10 protein-coding genes are annotated in these 15,665 nt (G+C 44.9%); 2 read left to right on the top strand and 8 right to left on the bottom strand.

Translation table 11 applies throughout. The features are described from left to right. Positions 1 to 645: 645 nt before the first annotated feature. A complete protein-coding gene (locus QUB35_RS19560) occupies positions 646 to 1,314 on the top strand; it encodes a hypothetical protein (RefSeq protein WP_333143437.1) in 669 nt (222 codons plus the stop codon). Positions 1,315 to 1,499: 185 nt separating this feature from the next. Here the strand turns inward: QUB35_RS19560 and QUB35_RS19555 are convergent, their stop codons facing one another. The 3 genes from QUB35_RS19555 to glpX all read right to left on the bottom strand — a co-directional run bounded on the left by QUB35_RS19555 (position 1,500) and on the right by glpX (position 7,171). Continuing rightward, a complete protein-coding gene (locus tag QUB35_RS19555; protein WP_333143436.1) occupies positions 1,500 to 4,508 on the bottom strand; it encodes a UPF0182 family protein in 3,009 nt (1,002 codons plus the stop codon). Between the two features lie 187 nt (positions 4,509 to 4,695). Then, the gene (locus QUB35_RS19550) at positions 4,696 to 5,988 is read right to left on the bottom strand and encodes a glutamyl-tRNA reductase (RefSeq protein WP_333143435.1); all 1,293 of its coding nucleotides are present in this window, start codon (positions 5,986 to 5,988) and stop codon (positions 4,696 to 4,698) included. A gap of 145 nt (positions 5,989 to 6,133) precedes the next feature. Then, complete coding sequence (gene glpX / locus QUB35_RS19545) at positions 6,134 to 7,171, bottom strand: class II fructose-bisphosphatase (RefSeq protein ID WP_333143434.1); 1,038 nt, start codon at positions 7,169 to 7,171, stop codon at positions 6,134 to 6,136. 495 nt (positions 7,172 to 7,666) lie between these two features. Between glpX and QUB35_RS19540 the strand changes: the two genes are divergently transcribed. Beyond that, positions 7,667 to 8,284, top strand: a complete 618-nt coding sequence (locus tag QUB35_RS19540; protein ID WP_333143433.1) for a CP12 domain-containing protein — start codon at positions 7,667 to 7,669, stop codon at positions 8,282 to 8,284. 120 nt (positions 8,285 to 8,404) lie between these two features. Here QUB35_RS19540 and QUB35_RS19535 read toward each other — a convergent pair whose 3' ends face one another. The 5 genes from QUB35_RS19535 to QUB35_RS19515 all read right to left on the bottom strand — a co-directional run bounded on the left by QUB35_RS19535 (position 8,405) and on the right by QUB35_RS19515 (position 15,583). Further along, positions 8,405 to 8,791 carry a VOC family protein gene (locus tag QUB35_RS19535; RefSeq protein ID WP_333143432.1) on the bottom strand — a complete coding sequence of 129 codons (387 nt, stop codon included), beginning with the start codon at positions 8,789 to 8,791 and terminating at the stop codon, positions 8,405 to 8,407. A 150-nt stretch (positions 8,792 to 8,941) separates the two neighbouring features. Further along, on the bottom strand, positions 8,942 to 9,613 hold the full coding sequence (locus tag QUB35_RS19530) for an SOS response-associated peptidase (RefSeq protein WP_333143431.1): 672 nt from the start codon (positions 9,611 to 9,613) through the stop codon (positions 8,942 to 8,944). A gap of 489 nt (positions 9,614 to 10,102) precedes the next feature. Further along, on the bottom strand, positions 10,103 to 11,047 hold the full coding sequence (gene uvsE / locus QUB35_RS19525; protein WP_333143430.1) for a UV DNA damage repair endonuclease UvsE: 945 nt from the start codon (positions 11,045 to 11,047) through the stop codon (positions 10,103 to 10,105). 338 nt (positions 11,048 to 11,385) lie between these two features. Beyond that, positions 11,386 to 11,592: a hypothetical protein gene (locus QUB35_RS19520; protein ID WP_172190898.1), complete on the bottom strand. Its 207-nt coding sequence runs from the start codon at positions 11,590 to 11,592 to the stop codon at positions 11,386 to 11,388. Between the two features lie 118 nt (positions 11,593 to 11,710). Then, complete coding sequence (locus QUB35_RS19515) at positions 11,711 to 15,583, bottom strand: hypothetical protein (RefSeq protein ID WP_333143429.1); 3,873 nt, start codon at positions 15,581 to 15,583, stop codon at positions 11,711 to 11,713. Positions 15,584 to 15,665 lie beyond the last annotated feature (82 nt).

The following is a 15,665-nucleotide window of genomic DNA, read 5'->3' as shown; positions in this document are numbered from 1 at the left end:
CTGGTTTTCGGAAAATTATACCTTCTGAGCCGGCTGATTTGTGCTTTCGGTCATGGTTCATCTTGCACCTTGGGAAACTGGGAGAGCACGCTTGGTTCACCACAAAATTGGGTTTGAAGCCCCGTCATAAGCTGGACGGCTTTAATTATAAAACTTTGTTAAAATATCTAATAAATTCTCAACTAAAGCTGAGAATTTAGACAGGCAAGTAAGAACAACCATCTACGTGTTGAAACGATTTCATAAGGTGAAACTCCTGGGTTGGATCGCTACTCGGCAATGCCGAGCCTGTCCAAACACGTAATAGTGATTCGTTGAGCGTACCTAACTGGATTATTGATGGAATCAGAAAGCAATCTAAAAACAAAAGTAAGCGCAACAGCAATACTTCTCGTGCCAGTAGTTGTTTCGAGCGTGTAGATGCGATTTGACAGCGCATTTAAGACTTAAGTCTTAAGAATCTCCGTGGCTTTAGCCCGGAGAGTGTCAAAAATTAGTTCCCTCCCCTCAATATAGCTAGCGGTAAGGTTCTTGTGGCGCACCCTACGGTTATAATTTCTGGCTTTAGTCGGCTGGGAATTTTCAACGGCTACTACCACAACAGAAGATGAACGCTTAACTGTAGTAAGCTCAAAATCCATCGCCATGCTGAACTGGAATCAAATAATTAGTGGATTAGCACTGGCTTTTGCGGGTTTTGCGTATGCTTTAGTATTTTTTGTTATTCTTCCCTTCAGACAGTACGATTATGCAGCACCACTTGGGGCAATAGCAATGGCGATCGTCCTTACTATAGCAATGAATTGGCTACTATCTGCATCGTTGCTAACTGGGTGGAGTTGGGTGGCTGCATTATTTGGTTTTCAGGTAGCCCTCATGTTTTTTGGTAGCGTGTTTCTGGAAGATGGGCTGTACTTGCCAAATTTGTTGTTTTTTGGAACTATGATCGTAGGATATGTGAGCATTTATACCACTTTTTCACAACAAAAAACACTGCTAATTGTGGGTTTATGTACAGTATTTTTCCTAGCTTCAATGTACTTCTCTTTGATTGGCGGCTATGTGCTAAAAGGTAAAAATCCATTTCAGGGTTCTTCTACCCAGATGCTGCCGCTGTTGAATCAAAGGGTAGAAATTATCACCGACAATCCCAAACAATTGTATTTGAATGGTAAAACTGGCGATCTCACGCATATTGACCGTTATGAGGTGACTGTGAAACTAGATTCGCGAGGAGACGAGAGATTGATGTGGCCCTATGTTGATGTTTGGTGGCAGGATATTAAGGCTGCTAGCGAACAGAAATCGCAGTAATTTATATCGTTTCCGCTGGCATCGGAATAATAAAATCGAGTCAACACTTAACACTCAACCATTCAGTTTTTCGACCCAGAGTCAACAGTCAACAGTCAACAGTCAACAGCCAACAGTCAACAGTCAACAGTCAACAGTCATTAGTCAACAGTCAACAGTCATGATGAGTGCAACCGGAATTGATATCAGTCACTATTTAAAGCTGGTGCTGTTCCTTCCACAGGTCGAATAATGACCGGTTTATTAGTAGATCGTTGCTGAAAAAGTGCCTTGAGTGCCAAGTCAAGACTTTCTGCCATGACGATGCGGTTTTCGTAGGCAGCAATAACTCTGATTAAAGTTGGCAAGCTATTGCGTTCGGCTTCTAAGTAAAGAGGTTCCACATACAGTAAAGATTGTTCAATGGGAATTACTAATAAGTTTCCTTGAATGGCTTTGGAACCCTGGCGATTCCAGAGAGATATTTGTTCGGAAATAACCGGATCTTGGTTAATTAAAGCTTCTATTTGTTCCGGGCCGTAAACTAATCGCTGTTTGGGGAACAGATACAGCAGCAATTTTCCGTACTCGCTACCATCCGATCGCCCTGCAATCCAAGCAATTAAATTGTTACGACTTACTGGTGTAAATGGCAGCAGCAAAATAAATTCTTCGGCTTTTTCAGTTGGCAGCTTCATAATCAAATAATAGGGTGATACGGGCTGCTGTTCGCTGCCATAAATTTCATTGGGAACTCGCCACAAATCCTCCCGATTGTAAAATACTTGCGGGTCTTCCATATGATAAGTTAGCAAGCGTTCTGATTGAATGCTCAGCAAATCTACAGGATATCTGATATGTTTGCGGAGAGCCGGAGGCATTTTGTCAAGGGGTTTGAATAGTCCGGGAAAGATAGCCATCCAACTGTTAATAATCGGATCGGAGGGATTGGCAACGTAGAAGTCAACAGACCCGTTGTAGGCATCAATCACTACTTTAACGGAGTTGCGGATGTAGTTAAACTCATGATTGCCGGGGTCAGAATACGGATAGCGATCGCTCGCTGTATAGGCATCGATAATCCAGTAAAGATAGTTGGGAGATTTATCAGTGGCCGAGGGTGAAGGTTTAATCTCGTTGCCATTTTCATCTTTTTCTTTTTCTATATCATCATTGCTAAGATTGGCGTTCGCTACTACTAAATACGGGTCAGAATCGTAGCGCAAAAAAGGAGCTATAGCCCGGACTCTTTTATTAATATTTCGACGGTACAGCAATTTAGTTTCTGGCGTAAAATTGCGCGTCAGTGCCATTTGCCAATTTTTGAGATAATTAGCAAACAGCCAGCGCCGCCACATAGAACCGATCGCAATTCCGCCCCTACCGCTGTAAGTATTGTAAACATTGTCTTCGCCGCTGGGATAGTCGAATTCTTTGACTTTTGTGGGCGCCATCGCTTCTGTATCGGTGATTTCGCCGTAGTAAATTCGCGGGTAGCCGATCGGAATACTGGCCCGAATTCGATCGCTGGTTACTTCCAAAGCCGTCTCCCCTTCCTGGGCTGCAACTCCAATATCTTTGACGAAATAATCGGGTAAACCGCCGACACCGACTGTATTTACCGGAGAAAGAGTAAAGCCGTAACCGTGAGTGTAAATCAGGTGTTTGTTCACCCAAGTTTGAGCTTCGGGGGCAACTGCCGTGTAATCTAATTCCCGCGCTGCCAGAAACACTTGTTGGCTTTCAGAATCTCCCTTTTTTGCTTTTTCATTTTTGATTGTGTAGCGCTCTATATCGGCATCAGGAAATGTATAATAGGGTCTAATTTGCTGTAACTGTCGGGTGGTTTGCAGCAGCGGCTGCTTGTCCCACAGCCGGATGTTGCTAATAGTAAGTTTATTTTTTTCTAAGTCGGCATAAGTAAGTTTTCCGGCGGGATCGAAAGTTTTTATTTCTATATTGTTGAGGTCAAAGGCTTCTTGAGTAAAGGCAATACTGCGCTTAATGTAGGGCTTTTCCCTTGCTAATTCGTTAGGTTTAACTAGGAGTTGCTGCACAATTGTTGGCAGCAGCCAAGTTCCCAACAAGCTTAAAGTTAGCCACGCTATAATAATCTTTTTTATGAGTTCATGTTTTATTTTGAATGGGTAAACTTGCCACAGCATCAAAACGGCGATCGCCCCCGCCAAAAAACTCAAAAATCCATACCAGGGCAGCCGTACCGTTACGTCAGCATAATTCGCCCCGTAAGTAACGTCTCCCCGCGAATACAGCAATGCGTAGCGCCCCAGCCAGTAGCGGAATGCAACAGCTAGCATGGAAGCTGCACCCAACCCGTACAAGTGCCGCTGCTGCGATCGAGAAAACCCCCAAAATCTCCCTTGACTCAGACTATTTCCCGATAGCAAATATGTTAAAGCACAAGATACTAAACTGTACAAAAATACAACTGTCAGCCCGAATCCTAGCAAATCTAAGATTGGCAAAATAAATACATAAAAGCTAATATTTTGATGGAAAAGAGGGTCGGTTGTGTTAAAATTAATAGGGTGAAAATATTGCAAAACATTTGTCCAGCGACTGGTGGCAATCAGCCCGATCGCCAAACTGAGAAAAAGGGCGATCGCCCGCAGCCAAAAATCAGGCTTAATTACCACAGCTAACATTGTCCCCAGCAGCAAGCCTAACTGCCACCAGCGAGAAAATAGCTGCACCGCCCCATGCTGGATTGACTCAATTCCCAACTGCACGGGCGGTGCAGGTAAATTGTCAGCTATACCGAAATAGGCGATACTGCTTGCAGCTAACAGCCCGCAGTAAATTGATGTCAAAGCTGCGATCGAACTCAATCCGAATACCGCCAACAGCAGCCAGGAAAAGGTTATTTGGGATTTAGCAACAGGTAATTCGTAATTCTTCCCAGTTTTGTTCGCCTTCAGTGAAGCGAATAGCGCCTCCGCAACCGGCGATTTCATTTCCTCTACGGGATGTTGGAGGCGGCGGGCTAAAGCCAAATTTCCCAGCAAAAAGACAGAAGAAACAGCAATTGCGATCGTCCCCAGCAACCCTTGAGTTTTCAGCTTTAACAGAAAAACCTGAAGATATCCAACTTCCTGAAACCAGAGAATTTCTGCCGAAATGCGGGAGGCAAACTCAACAACCAGCCCTAGCCCCGCAATCAGTAGGATTATTTGATAAATTCGCCTATTAGTCATTAGTTATTAGTCATTAGTTATTGGTGGAATGATAACTGATATCAGGTTCGAGCAATTTACCCTCCCGAATGATGCTTTTGCCGCAAGGGTTGGAGGCATTTTTATTCATGGTAATTTACCGGACATAATATGACTCCTGCTTTCGGGTCAACTGACTAATGACTAATGACCAATGACTAATGACAAACTAGCTGTACTGCTGATTGACATCCACATCCAAATTAAACAGTGTTTGCAAAGTTTGCATCGCTTGCCGCCGCGCCTCAATATCCTGCTGAGCGCGCAACTGTACCATCGGATCGTGCAAAATCTTATTCACAATCCCCCTGGTTAAAGATTCAATCACATCTTGATGTTTCTCCGAAAATTCCGAACCCAGACGCGATAAAGCTTTTTCTAACTCTTGTTCCCGAATCAATTCTATCTTATCCCGCAAACAGCTAATAGTAGGAACAGTTTCCAGACTGCGCCACCAGAGATCAAAAGCCTCTACTTCCTGTTCCAGCAAGCCCTGAGCTTCCATTGCCATTTTGCGGCGGCTTTCGTGGTTTTGAGCTACCACTGCTTTCAAGTCGTCTACATTAAACGATCGCACATTAGCGAGTTCGTTCGCATCTGAGTCAATGTTGCGTGGCACAGAAATATCCACCAACATCAAAGGGCGATTCGGGTCTAAAACCGCTTCCAATTTAGCTTTATTTAACAGCGGATCGGTAGCTGCCGTACTGGTAAAAACCAAATCAGAAGCGGCAATTACCTGCATCATTTCCGAGAGCTGATACAGGTGCAATTGAGCATCTTTAAACTGACCGGCCAACTCCAGCGCGCCCCGCACAGAGCGGTTAACGATCGAAATATTGCTAGCTCCTTTTGAGAGCAAATGCTGTACCAAAAGCCGCGACATTTTGCCAGCACCGATAATCGCAATTTTGCTGCTTGCTAAATGCTGACCCTTCATTTGAGCCAATTCTGCCGCCGCCGAACTAATCGAAACTGCACCGGTACCGATGCTAGTTTCCGTGCGAACTCGCTTCCCTGCTGTGAGAGCTTGCTTGAACAAGCGCTCTAAAATTCTGCCTACACCTTTGTACTGCTGAGCGAGTTTGTGAGTTTGTTTTACCTGAGCCAAAATTTGTCCTTCTCCGAGCACCAAACTGTCGAGGCCAGAAGCCACTCGCATCAAGTGCATCACCGCATCTTCGTGCAGCAAAATAAACAGGTGAGGGCGCAAAGACTGCACATAAACTTTACTGCATTCTGAAAGGAACTGAATAACCTCTCGCACTCCCGGCTCCGATTCGCTGGTAACAATATAAATCTCTAAGCGGTTGCAAGTGCTGAGGATGGCAACCTCTTGAATGTGCGGGTAGCCGCGCAATTGGGCGATCGCGGCTTCAACTTTCTGTTCTGGAATGCTCAGTTTTTCGCGAACTTCTACCGGCGCTGTTTTGTGGCTGAGACCTACGACTGCAATATTCATATCTGTGATTTGTCACTATTTCTTTCTTAGTTGTTAACAGTCACCTGTTATTAGTTCTTAGTTTATCGCTAATTGCTAATCATCGGTGACTGTTAACATTTAACTGTTAATTGTTAACATTTAACTGTTAACCCCTAACTAATCACTAATTCAATTGCAAAGATTTCGGCTGGTCAAACATATGGATTGTATCCACAAACCGAGCAGTTTTCGACTGAGAAGAAATTACCAAACTTTCAGTGCGAGCGCCGCCGCCAAAGAAGCGAACTCCATTCATCAGCGTTCCGGGAGTAATCCCGCAAGCTGCAAACAGAACTGTTTCTCCAGATGCCAGCTCTTCAGCATTGTAAATCTTGTCTGGGTCTGTGATGCCCATGTCTTTCAGGCGGGCGATATTGCTCTCTTTGCTTTCACCGATCAAACCAGTTTTTACAACAGCCGGATCGTAAATTAACTGCCCTTGGAAGTGACCGCCCAAGCAGCGCATTGCTGCTGCGGAAATCACACCTTCCGGTGCTGCACCAATACCCATAAGTGCGTGGATGTTGGAACCAGAAAACGCGCAAGAAATTGCTGCCGAAACGTCGCCGTCGCTGATCAGCCGAACTCTTGCACCCGCTGCCCGAATTTCATTAATTAAATCTTTGTGTCGGGGGCGATCCATGACCACCACCACCAAATCTTCAACACCGCGGCCGAGACAATCAGAGATAATTTTGAGGTTTTGAGTCGGCGTTTTGCGAATATCTACATGATTCTTAGCAGCCGCCGGAGCAGCCAATTTGTTCATGTAGAAATCCGGTGCCGCAAACAAACCACCTTTTTCAGAAATTGCCAAAACTGCCATCGAACCGTTTTGACCGTAAGCCACCAGGTTAGTACCTTCGCAGGGGTCAACAGCGATGTCAATTTCGATCAATTCATCTAGGTTGCAGACATCTTTGGCATCTTCGCGGGTACAAATACCTACTTGTTCCCCGATGTAAAGCATCGGTGCGTCATCGCGCTCGCCTTCGCCGATCACGATGCGGCCGCGCATATGAATTTTGTTCATGCGCTCCCGCATGGCTTCTACAGCCACTCTGTCAGCTTCATCTTTTTCGCCTTTGCCCATCAAGCGAGCGGAGGCGATGGCTGCCTGCTCAACTACTTCGATGATCTCTAAACCGATTACATTGTCCACGAACTAGATCCTCCCAACTGCTGATGCGTGCCTTGTGCTATTTTGCACTCCCAGCCATCAAGTTTATCAGAGGCGGGGATCTGTGCGAGCGCAAGCAGTTGGTTAGTTTGTGTTAACTTTTGCTTCTTTGAGACTGGGGCTGGAAAATCTGAGTCCCACAAGCTCAAAGATCGATCGCCCCAATACTTCACTCTTGCTTGGAGGATCGCACGCTAGCCCCGTCTGAGGGCTAAATCGCGGAGTCCAGAGGCTCATGGGCAGCGAGCGGCTGTTTCAGGCAACTTGTCATCGCGAGTGCCGTTAAAGGTTTTATGATTAGTTTGCGATCGCACGATTTCTCAGAAACCTGGTTGCTAACCCGGAATTTATCGTTACTAAACCCAAAATTTTGGTAGAAACCGGGTTTGTGAGGGTAAGTCCTAATGATGATCGCAAATCAAATGGACAGCCCCAAATCGGGACGCAGTAGACTTTATCAGCGGGAAGGAATAAACAATGATGATGAAAGCCCAAGACATTATGACCACAGATGTTGTTACCATTCGCGGTTCAGCAACGGTAGCTGAAGCGGTGGCGATGATGAACGATTTGTGTTTGCGCGCGTTGATTGTGGAACGTCGCCACGAACAAGATGCCTATGGCATTGTGACAGAAACGGATATTGTCTATAAAGTAGCAGCCTACGGAGTAGACCCGAAAAAAGTCCGCGTCTTCGAGATTATGACCAAACCTTGCATTACGGTCAATCCCGACTTGGGCGTGGAATACGTGGCGAGGTTGTTCGCCAATACCCGCATCCGCCGGGCGCCGGTGATTAAGGACGAGCTAGTGGGCATTATTTCGGTCACGGATATATTGACAAAAAGCGATTTTCTTGAGAAGCCGAAGAGTGTTTTATTTGAGGAACAAATCGAACAGGCGATCGCGGATGCCAGAACTATCTGTGCCGAAAAAGGCGCTACCTCTAGAGAGTGCGCGGTAGCGTGGGATATTGTAGAAGAAATGCAGGCAGAGGCTTCTCACCAGCGATCGATGAAGCTTGAAAAAACGGCTTTTGACGAGTATTGCGAGGAAAATCCCGAGGCTGCTGAAGCGCGGATGTACGATAGCTAATTTAGTTATTAGTCATTAGCCATTAGTTATTAGTTATCAACTCTTATTTAGGGATTGATAACTAATAGCTAACGATCGGAAATAGCTTTTTTTCTTCGAGATTCACGAAAAACAAAAAGATTAAGTGTTTGGCCCAGGCATACAAAACACGTTCAGCTTGTTCCCCTCAATATCCCGAAAATATCCCGCATAAAACCCCGGCAACACGCCTCTTGGCCCTGCCGCTCCTTCATCCTTAGCCCCAAGTTCGATCGCTTTGTTATAAACTAAGTTGACTTTTTCGGGACTGTCAACTTTAAGAGCTATCATTACTCCATTGCCAACAGTTGCTGTGTTACCATCATAGGGTTTTGTAATAGCAAGTGCTGGTAGATCTGGAGAAAGACCCCATGCGATAAATTGGTCGAATTCTATGAATCGTCGAGCGCCAATTTCAGCAAGCAAAGCATCATAAAACTTGGCTGCACTTTCAATATCGTTGGTACCTAGTGTAACGTATCCGATCATATTTTTTGTCTTCTAACTGATGTTAAGGTTTAAAAAATGTTTGAGCAAATAACAACTGAGTTAAACTGATCTTGAGAAAACCCAAGCTACAACTCAAACATCATTTTACATCATAACTCAAACTATCGCGGTTTTGTCCGCTGCAATGATTTATTGCCGATCGCTAATACATTCGGGAGTGTCTCTACTTGGACTGTTGACGATCGCACTTACGGCCTTTGCTTTCATCGCTTCGGAAGCATAGGGTTTTAACAAGGGCAAAACTTCCTGAGCATTTTTAACAGCAGGATCTAGCCACTGTTCCCAATCGCTGTCGGGGAGAATCACTGGCATTCGATCGTGCATCGGGTGGACTGTTTCGTTAGCAGCGGTAGTAACTATAGTGCAAGATACAATGTTTTCTTTTTCAGGAGATTCCCAATTTTCCCACAAACCGGCAAAAGCAAAAGGTTCGCCGTCTGCCTTTTGAAAATAGTAAGGCTGTTTGTTCTTTCCCTGCTGTTGCCATTCGTAGAAACCGTCAGCGACTATCAAACATCGCCTGTGCTTGATGGCGCTGCGAAAAGCAGGTTTTTCGGCTACAGTTTCCGATCGCGCGTTAATCATCTTGCTGCCTATTTTCATGTCTTTTGCCCAACTTGGAATCAGCCCCCAGCGCATAAATTGAAAATGTCGCTGCATTTTTTCTGGTTCAACTGTTACTGTGGCAACTGATTGAGTTGGGGCGATATTGTATCGCGGTTTGATATCGGGAACTCCCGACAGTTTGAAGAATTCGGCGATGATTTGACCTGAAGTAGTTAAAGTGAATCTTCCGCACATAATTTTATAGTTGTATTAACGCGGTTTTTACCGATTCCGGCAGTTCGACAGTCGGGTAATCCGGCAGTCCGGCAGGGGTTTAAACCCCTGCCTCAAAGCTAAAGTCGGTTTAAACCGACTGGAAATATGATCTCTATATCTATCTATTTTAGTCCTCTTTTAGAGGACTTTAGCTATGAGACAGGGGTTTTTAACCCCTGTCGGATTGTCGGACTAAACCGGGCGGGACACCCCACAACAAAATTCATTCTTTGTGGAACAGGCATCTTGCCTGTTCTTGCGGGACACCCCACAACAAAATTCATTCTTTGTGGAACAGGCATCTCATTCTTTGTGGAACAGGCATCTTGCCTGTTCTTGCGGCCCACCCCACAAAAAAATTCCTTCTTTGTGGAACAGGCATCTTGCCTGTTCTTGCGATTGACTCTTGGGCGGGGCGGGTTTTCGAGATTATTGGTTTTAGGCAATTATTGTTGGTAAAACCCGCCCCTACGAGACATTGCTAAATTGTGGAACATTCGCCGACAACCATTCGGCGCGCAACTTTTCAATAGCTAATTCTTTAAATTTAGCTTCTACTTCAATCCAAGGAGCCTGATAATAGCAATTAGGCATTTCTGTAATTAAATCGCTGTGGCGCGGATCGGCAAAAAATTCTCTGCCATTCGATATATGCACTAATTGCCATTCAGGAACAGACCAAGTTGTGCGGGCTGCTGCGAGCATTTCGGCAACGCTGGGATCGTCGTAAGTTTCTAAATGTTCGTGAATGACGTGGTGGTGGGCGTCAAAAACCATTGGTACGCCGGTATCGAGACAAACTTCTAAAATTTCCGAGGAACTGTAAGCGTATTCGTCATTTTCAAAGGTTAAGCGCGATCGAATGGATTCTGGCAAGTCGCGGATGACTGATTTGAGCTGCGAAGTGCGATCGCTCTTGCCGCCGTGAATGTTCATCAGTGCCTGGGGCGATCGGGGCTGTCCCAACATATCTAAAATTAAAGCATGAGCCGCGAGAATTTTAATGCTGTTTTCAACCACAGAAAGCTTGTCGGAACTGAGGACGACAAATTGATCCGGGTGGAGTACCAAGCGGATGCCCAAAGACAAAGCGCGATCGCCCGTAGTCCGCAATTCCTCAGTCATGGAGTGTAGCACTGCTTCCCCCAAATCTGTATCTGCAAAAGGGAACAGTGCAGAAGTCATGCGGTAGAGCTTAATCTGATTAACGGAACAGAAGTCGATCGCTTTGTCAAGCCGCTTTAAGTTGTCTGTATAAAGCTCGCGCAATACTGTTTCTTGTTCAGTTTCCGAAAGCTGTAAAAGTCGCTTCCGCGTGACAGTGCGAAAGCGAACTTCATTGGATGTTGTAATACAGACTAACCCCAATTCCGGCAATTTGTCTTTTTGAAATAGTTGGTTAATCTCGCTCATTTCTCAATAATTCCTAACTTGAATTTTATAGGTTAAATAGTTTTGTAGTAAGGACTTTAGTCCTTTGTTCTGAAGCTGTGATATCAATTGGTTGTATCGGAATGATTAAACCACAGAGGGCACAGAGGACACAGAGAAAGAGAAGAGAGAGATAATAATTCCGATGTCAACGGATTTGATATGAGGTACTACTGAACCTGCCCAAATAGTCCGCCGGAGATTCTAATCCCTGGCGGACTATGGAAGTGCAAGATGTAATTAGTACAAACCGGATTTTTATCAAACATCTAATCAACCGCGTCGCAGATAGGATATCGATGACAATTTAATCGATATAACTATTGCTGTTCTTCGCCAGACTCAGCCTCTTCGTCGGGCCGCGCGGTGGCAACAGGATTTTCCATTGCTTCGTTATGGAACGGATAACCGGATGTTTCTTGATTTAGCGGGTCAGCGGGTTGGTCGTCAGGAGATGTAATTTGACCGTTAGTGTTGGTATTGGGTTTTGTGGAAGAGCCTTTATGGCTGGCGTGACCGCTACTCATCTTTTTTTCCTCAATTAGGTTTATGGAACAATTTCTAGCTTAGACTTAGCTGCTGCGGGCGATCGCCTATCTTAAGTCAGATATCTGCTTGAGTACATCGCACAGCAGAAAGTTTGTATTACTCTGCCATAGATTCGAGCAGACGACCAACTACAGGGTCAATCTGCCAGTAATCCTTACCGTCTTGCTTCTGATTTCCTAAATGCGAGACAAGACTGAGGAGTTCCGCCCATCGGAGAGTCTGCTTGACAATTTCAGGCGATACATCATCCAGAACCTCAATTAATTCCTCAACCACTGCTGCTTCTCCCCATTGGGCCAAAGTTCTCATTACCAGTTTTCTTTGAGGTTCGCAACCGTCAAAGCCCATTGAATTAATTAATTTATCAGATTTATTAAATTGATTCTTCAGTTCCGCCAAGGAATCTTGCCAGCGATGCGGATTAGCTTGGGAAAATTGATAGAATTTTTGCAACAGGTTTGACCAATTCCCTGTAACTTCCGTAATCTTCTTTCTAACTTCTAGTCCGCTGGGCAACTTAGCATCTTCCAACCAATGTCGCAGCGCCGCATCGTGCCAAGGTTTGAGGCTGAAAAATCTTAGTTCCTTAAAGGAATCTAAACCTATCGAATTAGGAATAACTAACTGCCAAGCCTTCTGAGGATCGGCGACAAAAACAAGCTGAATAAACGCTTCTTTCTTCAATCTTTTGATTTTCTTAATTGCCTCATCAACCCAATCCTTACTCCAAAGGGTGGTGGCTGATACAACAACGAGCGTGATATCTTTTTTACGATGGTAAATAATTTCTGTCAAACGCTGGCTGAAATCCGATAGGTCTGAGAGATTTTCTAAATAGTGATAGTGAATTTTGCAATCCTTCTTACTAGCTGCTGCTTCCATCATAAAAACTCTCAAATCGTCAATTCCTGCGGCTTGGCAGCCAAATATAATAGAGACACGATTCTCCGGGCGCAGCAGCTCTGATTCCTGTTGAACAGTTAAAGGACTGCGCCGGGAATCAGCTTTATTTTTGACAAGAGGAGACCGAAAAGTAGCAGGTTCGTATTCAGGTGGAGCTTCACGCGGTCTCAGAAGTTCTGCTTCAATTTCTGGTTGCGTACCCATAAGCAAGGCTAAATTAGAACTTCTCAGAGTGAAGTAACCTGGATTGGTTTCTCGTAAAACTCCTAATCCGACCATTTCTTCTAGTAAAGCCAGGATTTCATCTTCCGATGACCTTCCCGCGAATCCGTCAGACCACCAATACAAGACTTGTTCGCGAATCCAAGATACAGAAAACCCATCCTCCATGCCTGTTTCATCCTCCTGAGAGCCATCAGCAATCGAGTAGGCAATTACCTCGTAGCGCTTATCGAGCCCCAATGTCAACTTAAAGCGATCGCGAATATTATTGCGAAGGTCTTGACTTTGATAAGCTTCTTCTACATGGCGAGAAGTAATCACGTAAGGCGGACTAATTTTAGGATCGAAAGTAGGGACATCTGGGTTAGTAATGTGCTTGAGTAACTGCTCGCAATAGAGTTGAATCAAGCTCGGATAATAGTTAGTCTGCCAAAGAATGCGCGGGATTAAATCAAGTGATTCAAAACGATAGCCAAGACTAGCCAGCGGACGTTCTACCAAAGCTGTTGCCGCACGCATTTCACCATTATTCAGCAGAGGCCCAATGCAGATCGGCCTGCCAAAGTGAGCCAGCGGATGATTTGCTTGTCTAGTGGTTCTCAGAACGTTGTGCAATCCGGCAAAGACTACCTTAAAACGTCGGTCAGTTTCCATCATTAATTTTCTGAGTTCATCGCAGCGGAGGAAATCCTCCTTACCATCGGCTTCAAGGAAATTATCTGCCTCATCCAACAACAGCAAAAAGCGCCGCTGCTTGTCCAATTCCAGCCAATTTTTAATCCGCAGCAAGCTGCTTTCGCGAACGGAGTTGCGCCGATTGGTATCAGGAATTTTCAATTTATCCAATTCTCCGTTTAGTAAATCCCAAATCTTATCTAAAGCTTGGTTGCGTCCAATTTCTTTAATATCCAAAAATAGGGCGTTCCTTCCCGCGTCGGTTCCATGAAAAGTCCGGTGTACATACTTAAGCAAAACGGTTTTACCTAACTGCCGACCTCCATAAATCAAACAAGAACCAAGAGGATCGATTATGGATTCCCGTTCTCGTACTCGCCCGTAAAACATCTCAGGCGGAACCTCTCCTGCTGCGGTTTTATAAGGTTCTAAGAAAGTAAAGGGTAAGGTACAATCAAACAATACAGGTAAGCGTGTTTTTTGTTCTCCGCAAAGGTAGAGCATCAGCACATCATCTATCACAATGAAAGTGCTCCGACGCTGCCGACACAAATCAGCCAAATCTCGGCGTTTCTTTTCAGTCATTCGCCCAAAATGAAAGACGAATATCGGCCCTCCAAGAGCTGTTTCTCCAACGGCATTGAGGAGATCCTGTTCGTTCGGTCTATCCCATACACAAAGAATGCGGTAATGGCCCTTCGCGGCTGAACCATAGGCAGACACAGGACAGCGATTTTGGTCAAATATCGGCTCAGCATTAACGTCAATCCAGGTATTTTGTCCTGATTTTTTAAATGTAAGAGATGTTATGTTAAAACCGAGGTTGCTGAGAATTTGGCGAGCATCTTTCTCTGTGATTTCTTGCTTCCTTCCCTTGGCTGCAAACCAAGCGTCTAGCATATCAGCGGCTTTTTTGGCTTGAGTTCCTTGCGGTATCTGGATTTTTGCGATACTTTTCCCTTTGGAAATATTGGGAATTAGGTCTTGCTTTTTTTGTCGATCGCGATCGCACTCCTCAAGCACTTTTTCGATCGCAGCATACTTATGCTCGAAGAAGTCTTTAAAAGCATCTCTTTTTTCCTCTGGTTCAGGAAGCGATCGCCGCTCTTGCAGCATAGATATATATTCCTTAGCCGTCAGGATATCGCCTTGCTCCAATACACTGCAAATTCTGGTACGATCGGCATCTGCTATACCTGTTTGCTGAAGACTCTCTAATTCCTCGGATACTCGATCGATCTGTTCCTGGCGCTTGGCGCTAATTCCTTGACCGATCGCCCGAAGCAGCTCAATTTTTTCGGAAAACCGCCTGGTTGTTACATGAGCATTTTTAATGCTTTCAATCTGTGCTGCATAAGCACTTCTATCTGTTTCTCTTAGTAAACCAAAAGCTACGGCACTTTCGAGCTGTTTGCTAGTAGTCTCGACCTGCTCCTGCAAAATTCCTTGACACTCTTCAATCCGATTATTGCGTTCGTCCTTTAGCCGATCGAGGTCTAATGTTGATTCGGGGTTGTGTTCGAGGTATTCGATGATTTGCGCCGTAGCCTCGTGATTTCCGACCGCTTTTGAACTACAGACATAACTTTGCATATCGAATGCTTGTTGCCAATCCCAAATATCATTTTTGACTAACTCCAAAATTCCCTTTATACCCGCTTCAGGATTAGCGATATCTAGTTCCCAGTCATCGTCGATCGGGATAGATGGCATTCTTAACAGCTCCGCGTGCAGGATATATTTTGGGTCAGGTTCTGCGGTTGACAATTCGGTATCTGGATCGAAGATATTGCCGATGTCTTCCACAGCTTTTCGGCAACAGGCAATACCAGCTAAAATAAACACTGGAGGTTTTGTCGCCTCAAAGGTATCTAATTCTTGGAGAACCATATCTTGAAGATTCTCAATATCTTGTTTTAACTGTTTGGCTTCTTTCTGAAGATAATTTTCGCTTTCAGCTAAGCGCGATTCCTGCTCCTTAACCCAGCGACCCACCCAATTCAAAAATTGCCGAGCGCGAGAGCGAAGCTGAATGAGGGCTTTACCTGTAATGATACCAGCACCTTTAGGGCGACGAATTTTGCGCTCTGTTCGCTGAATTTCCCCGTCTAGATTGGACTCATTAGATAATCTCTCGATCTGCTTCTTGAGGAAGGGAAGTTGGCTCAAATCTTGTAAGGATTCAGGTCAAAAAAACTTAAGTGGCGGCATCTGGTAAAATAAAGGAATGAAAAAGCCCACAGCCACCAGA

Origin of the sequence: Microcoleus sp. B13-B6, from assembly GCF_036705405.1 — a bacterium.
Classification (GTDB): Bacteria; Cyanobacteriota; Cyanobacteriia; order Cyanobacteriales; family Microcoleaceae; genus Microcoleus.
The sequence above is the reverse complement of the archived record's forward strand: the minus strand, read 5'-3'. Positions and strand labels throughout refer to the sequence as shown.

Excerpts from the sequence above, each read along its gene's own strand:
- QUB35_RS19560 (WP_333143437.1), top strand. The coding sequence starts at position 646 with ATGCTGAACTGGAATCAAATAATTAGTGGATTAGCACTGGCTTTTGCG.
- QUB35_RS19555 (WP_333143436.1), bottom strand. The coding sequence starts at position 4,508 with ATGACTAATAGGCGAATTTATCAAATAATCCTACTGATTGCGGGGCTA.
- QUB35_RS19550 (WP_333143435.1), bottom strand. The coding sequence starts at position 5,988 with ATGAATATTGCAGTCGTAGGTCTCAGCCACAAAACAGCGCCGGTAGAA.
- QUB35_RS19540 (WP_333143433.1), top strand. The coding sequence starts at position 7,667 with ATGATGATGAAAGCCCAAGACATTATGACCACAGATGTTGTTACCATT.
- QUB35_RS19535 (WP_333143432.1), bottom strand. The coding sequence starts at position 8,791 with ATGATCGGATACGTTACACTAGGTACCAACGATATTGAAAGTGCAGCC.
- QUB35_RS19530 (WP_333143431.1), bottom strand. The coding sequence starts at position 9,613 with ATGTGCGGAAGATTCACTTTAACTACTTCAGGTCAAATCATCGCCGAA.
- uvsE (WP_333143430.1), bottom strand. The coding sequence starts at position 11,047 with ATGAGCGAGATTAACCAACTATTTCAAAAAGACAAATTGCCGGAATTG.
- QUB35_RS19520 (WP_172190898.1), bottom strand. The coding sequence starts at position 11,592 with ATGAGTAGCGGTCACGCCAGCCATAAAGGCTCTTCCACAAAACCCAAT.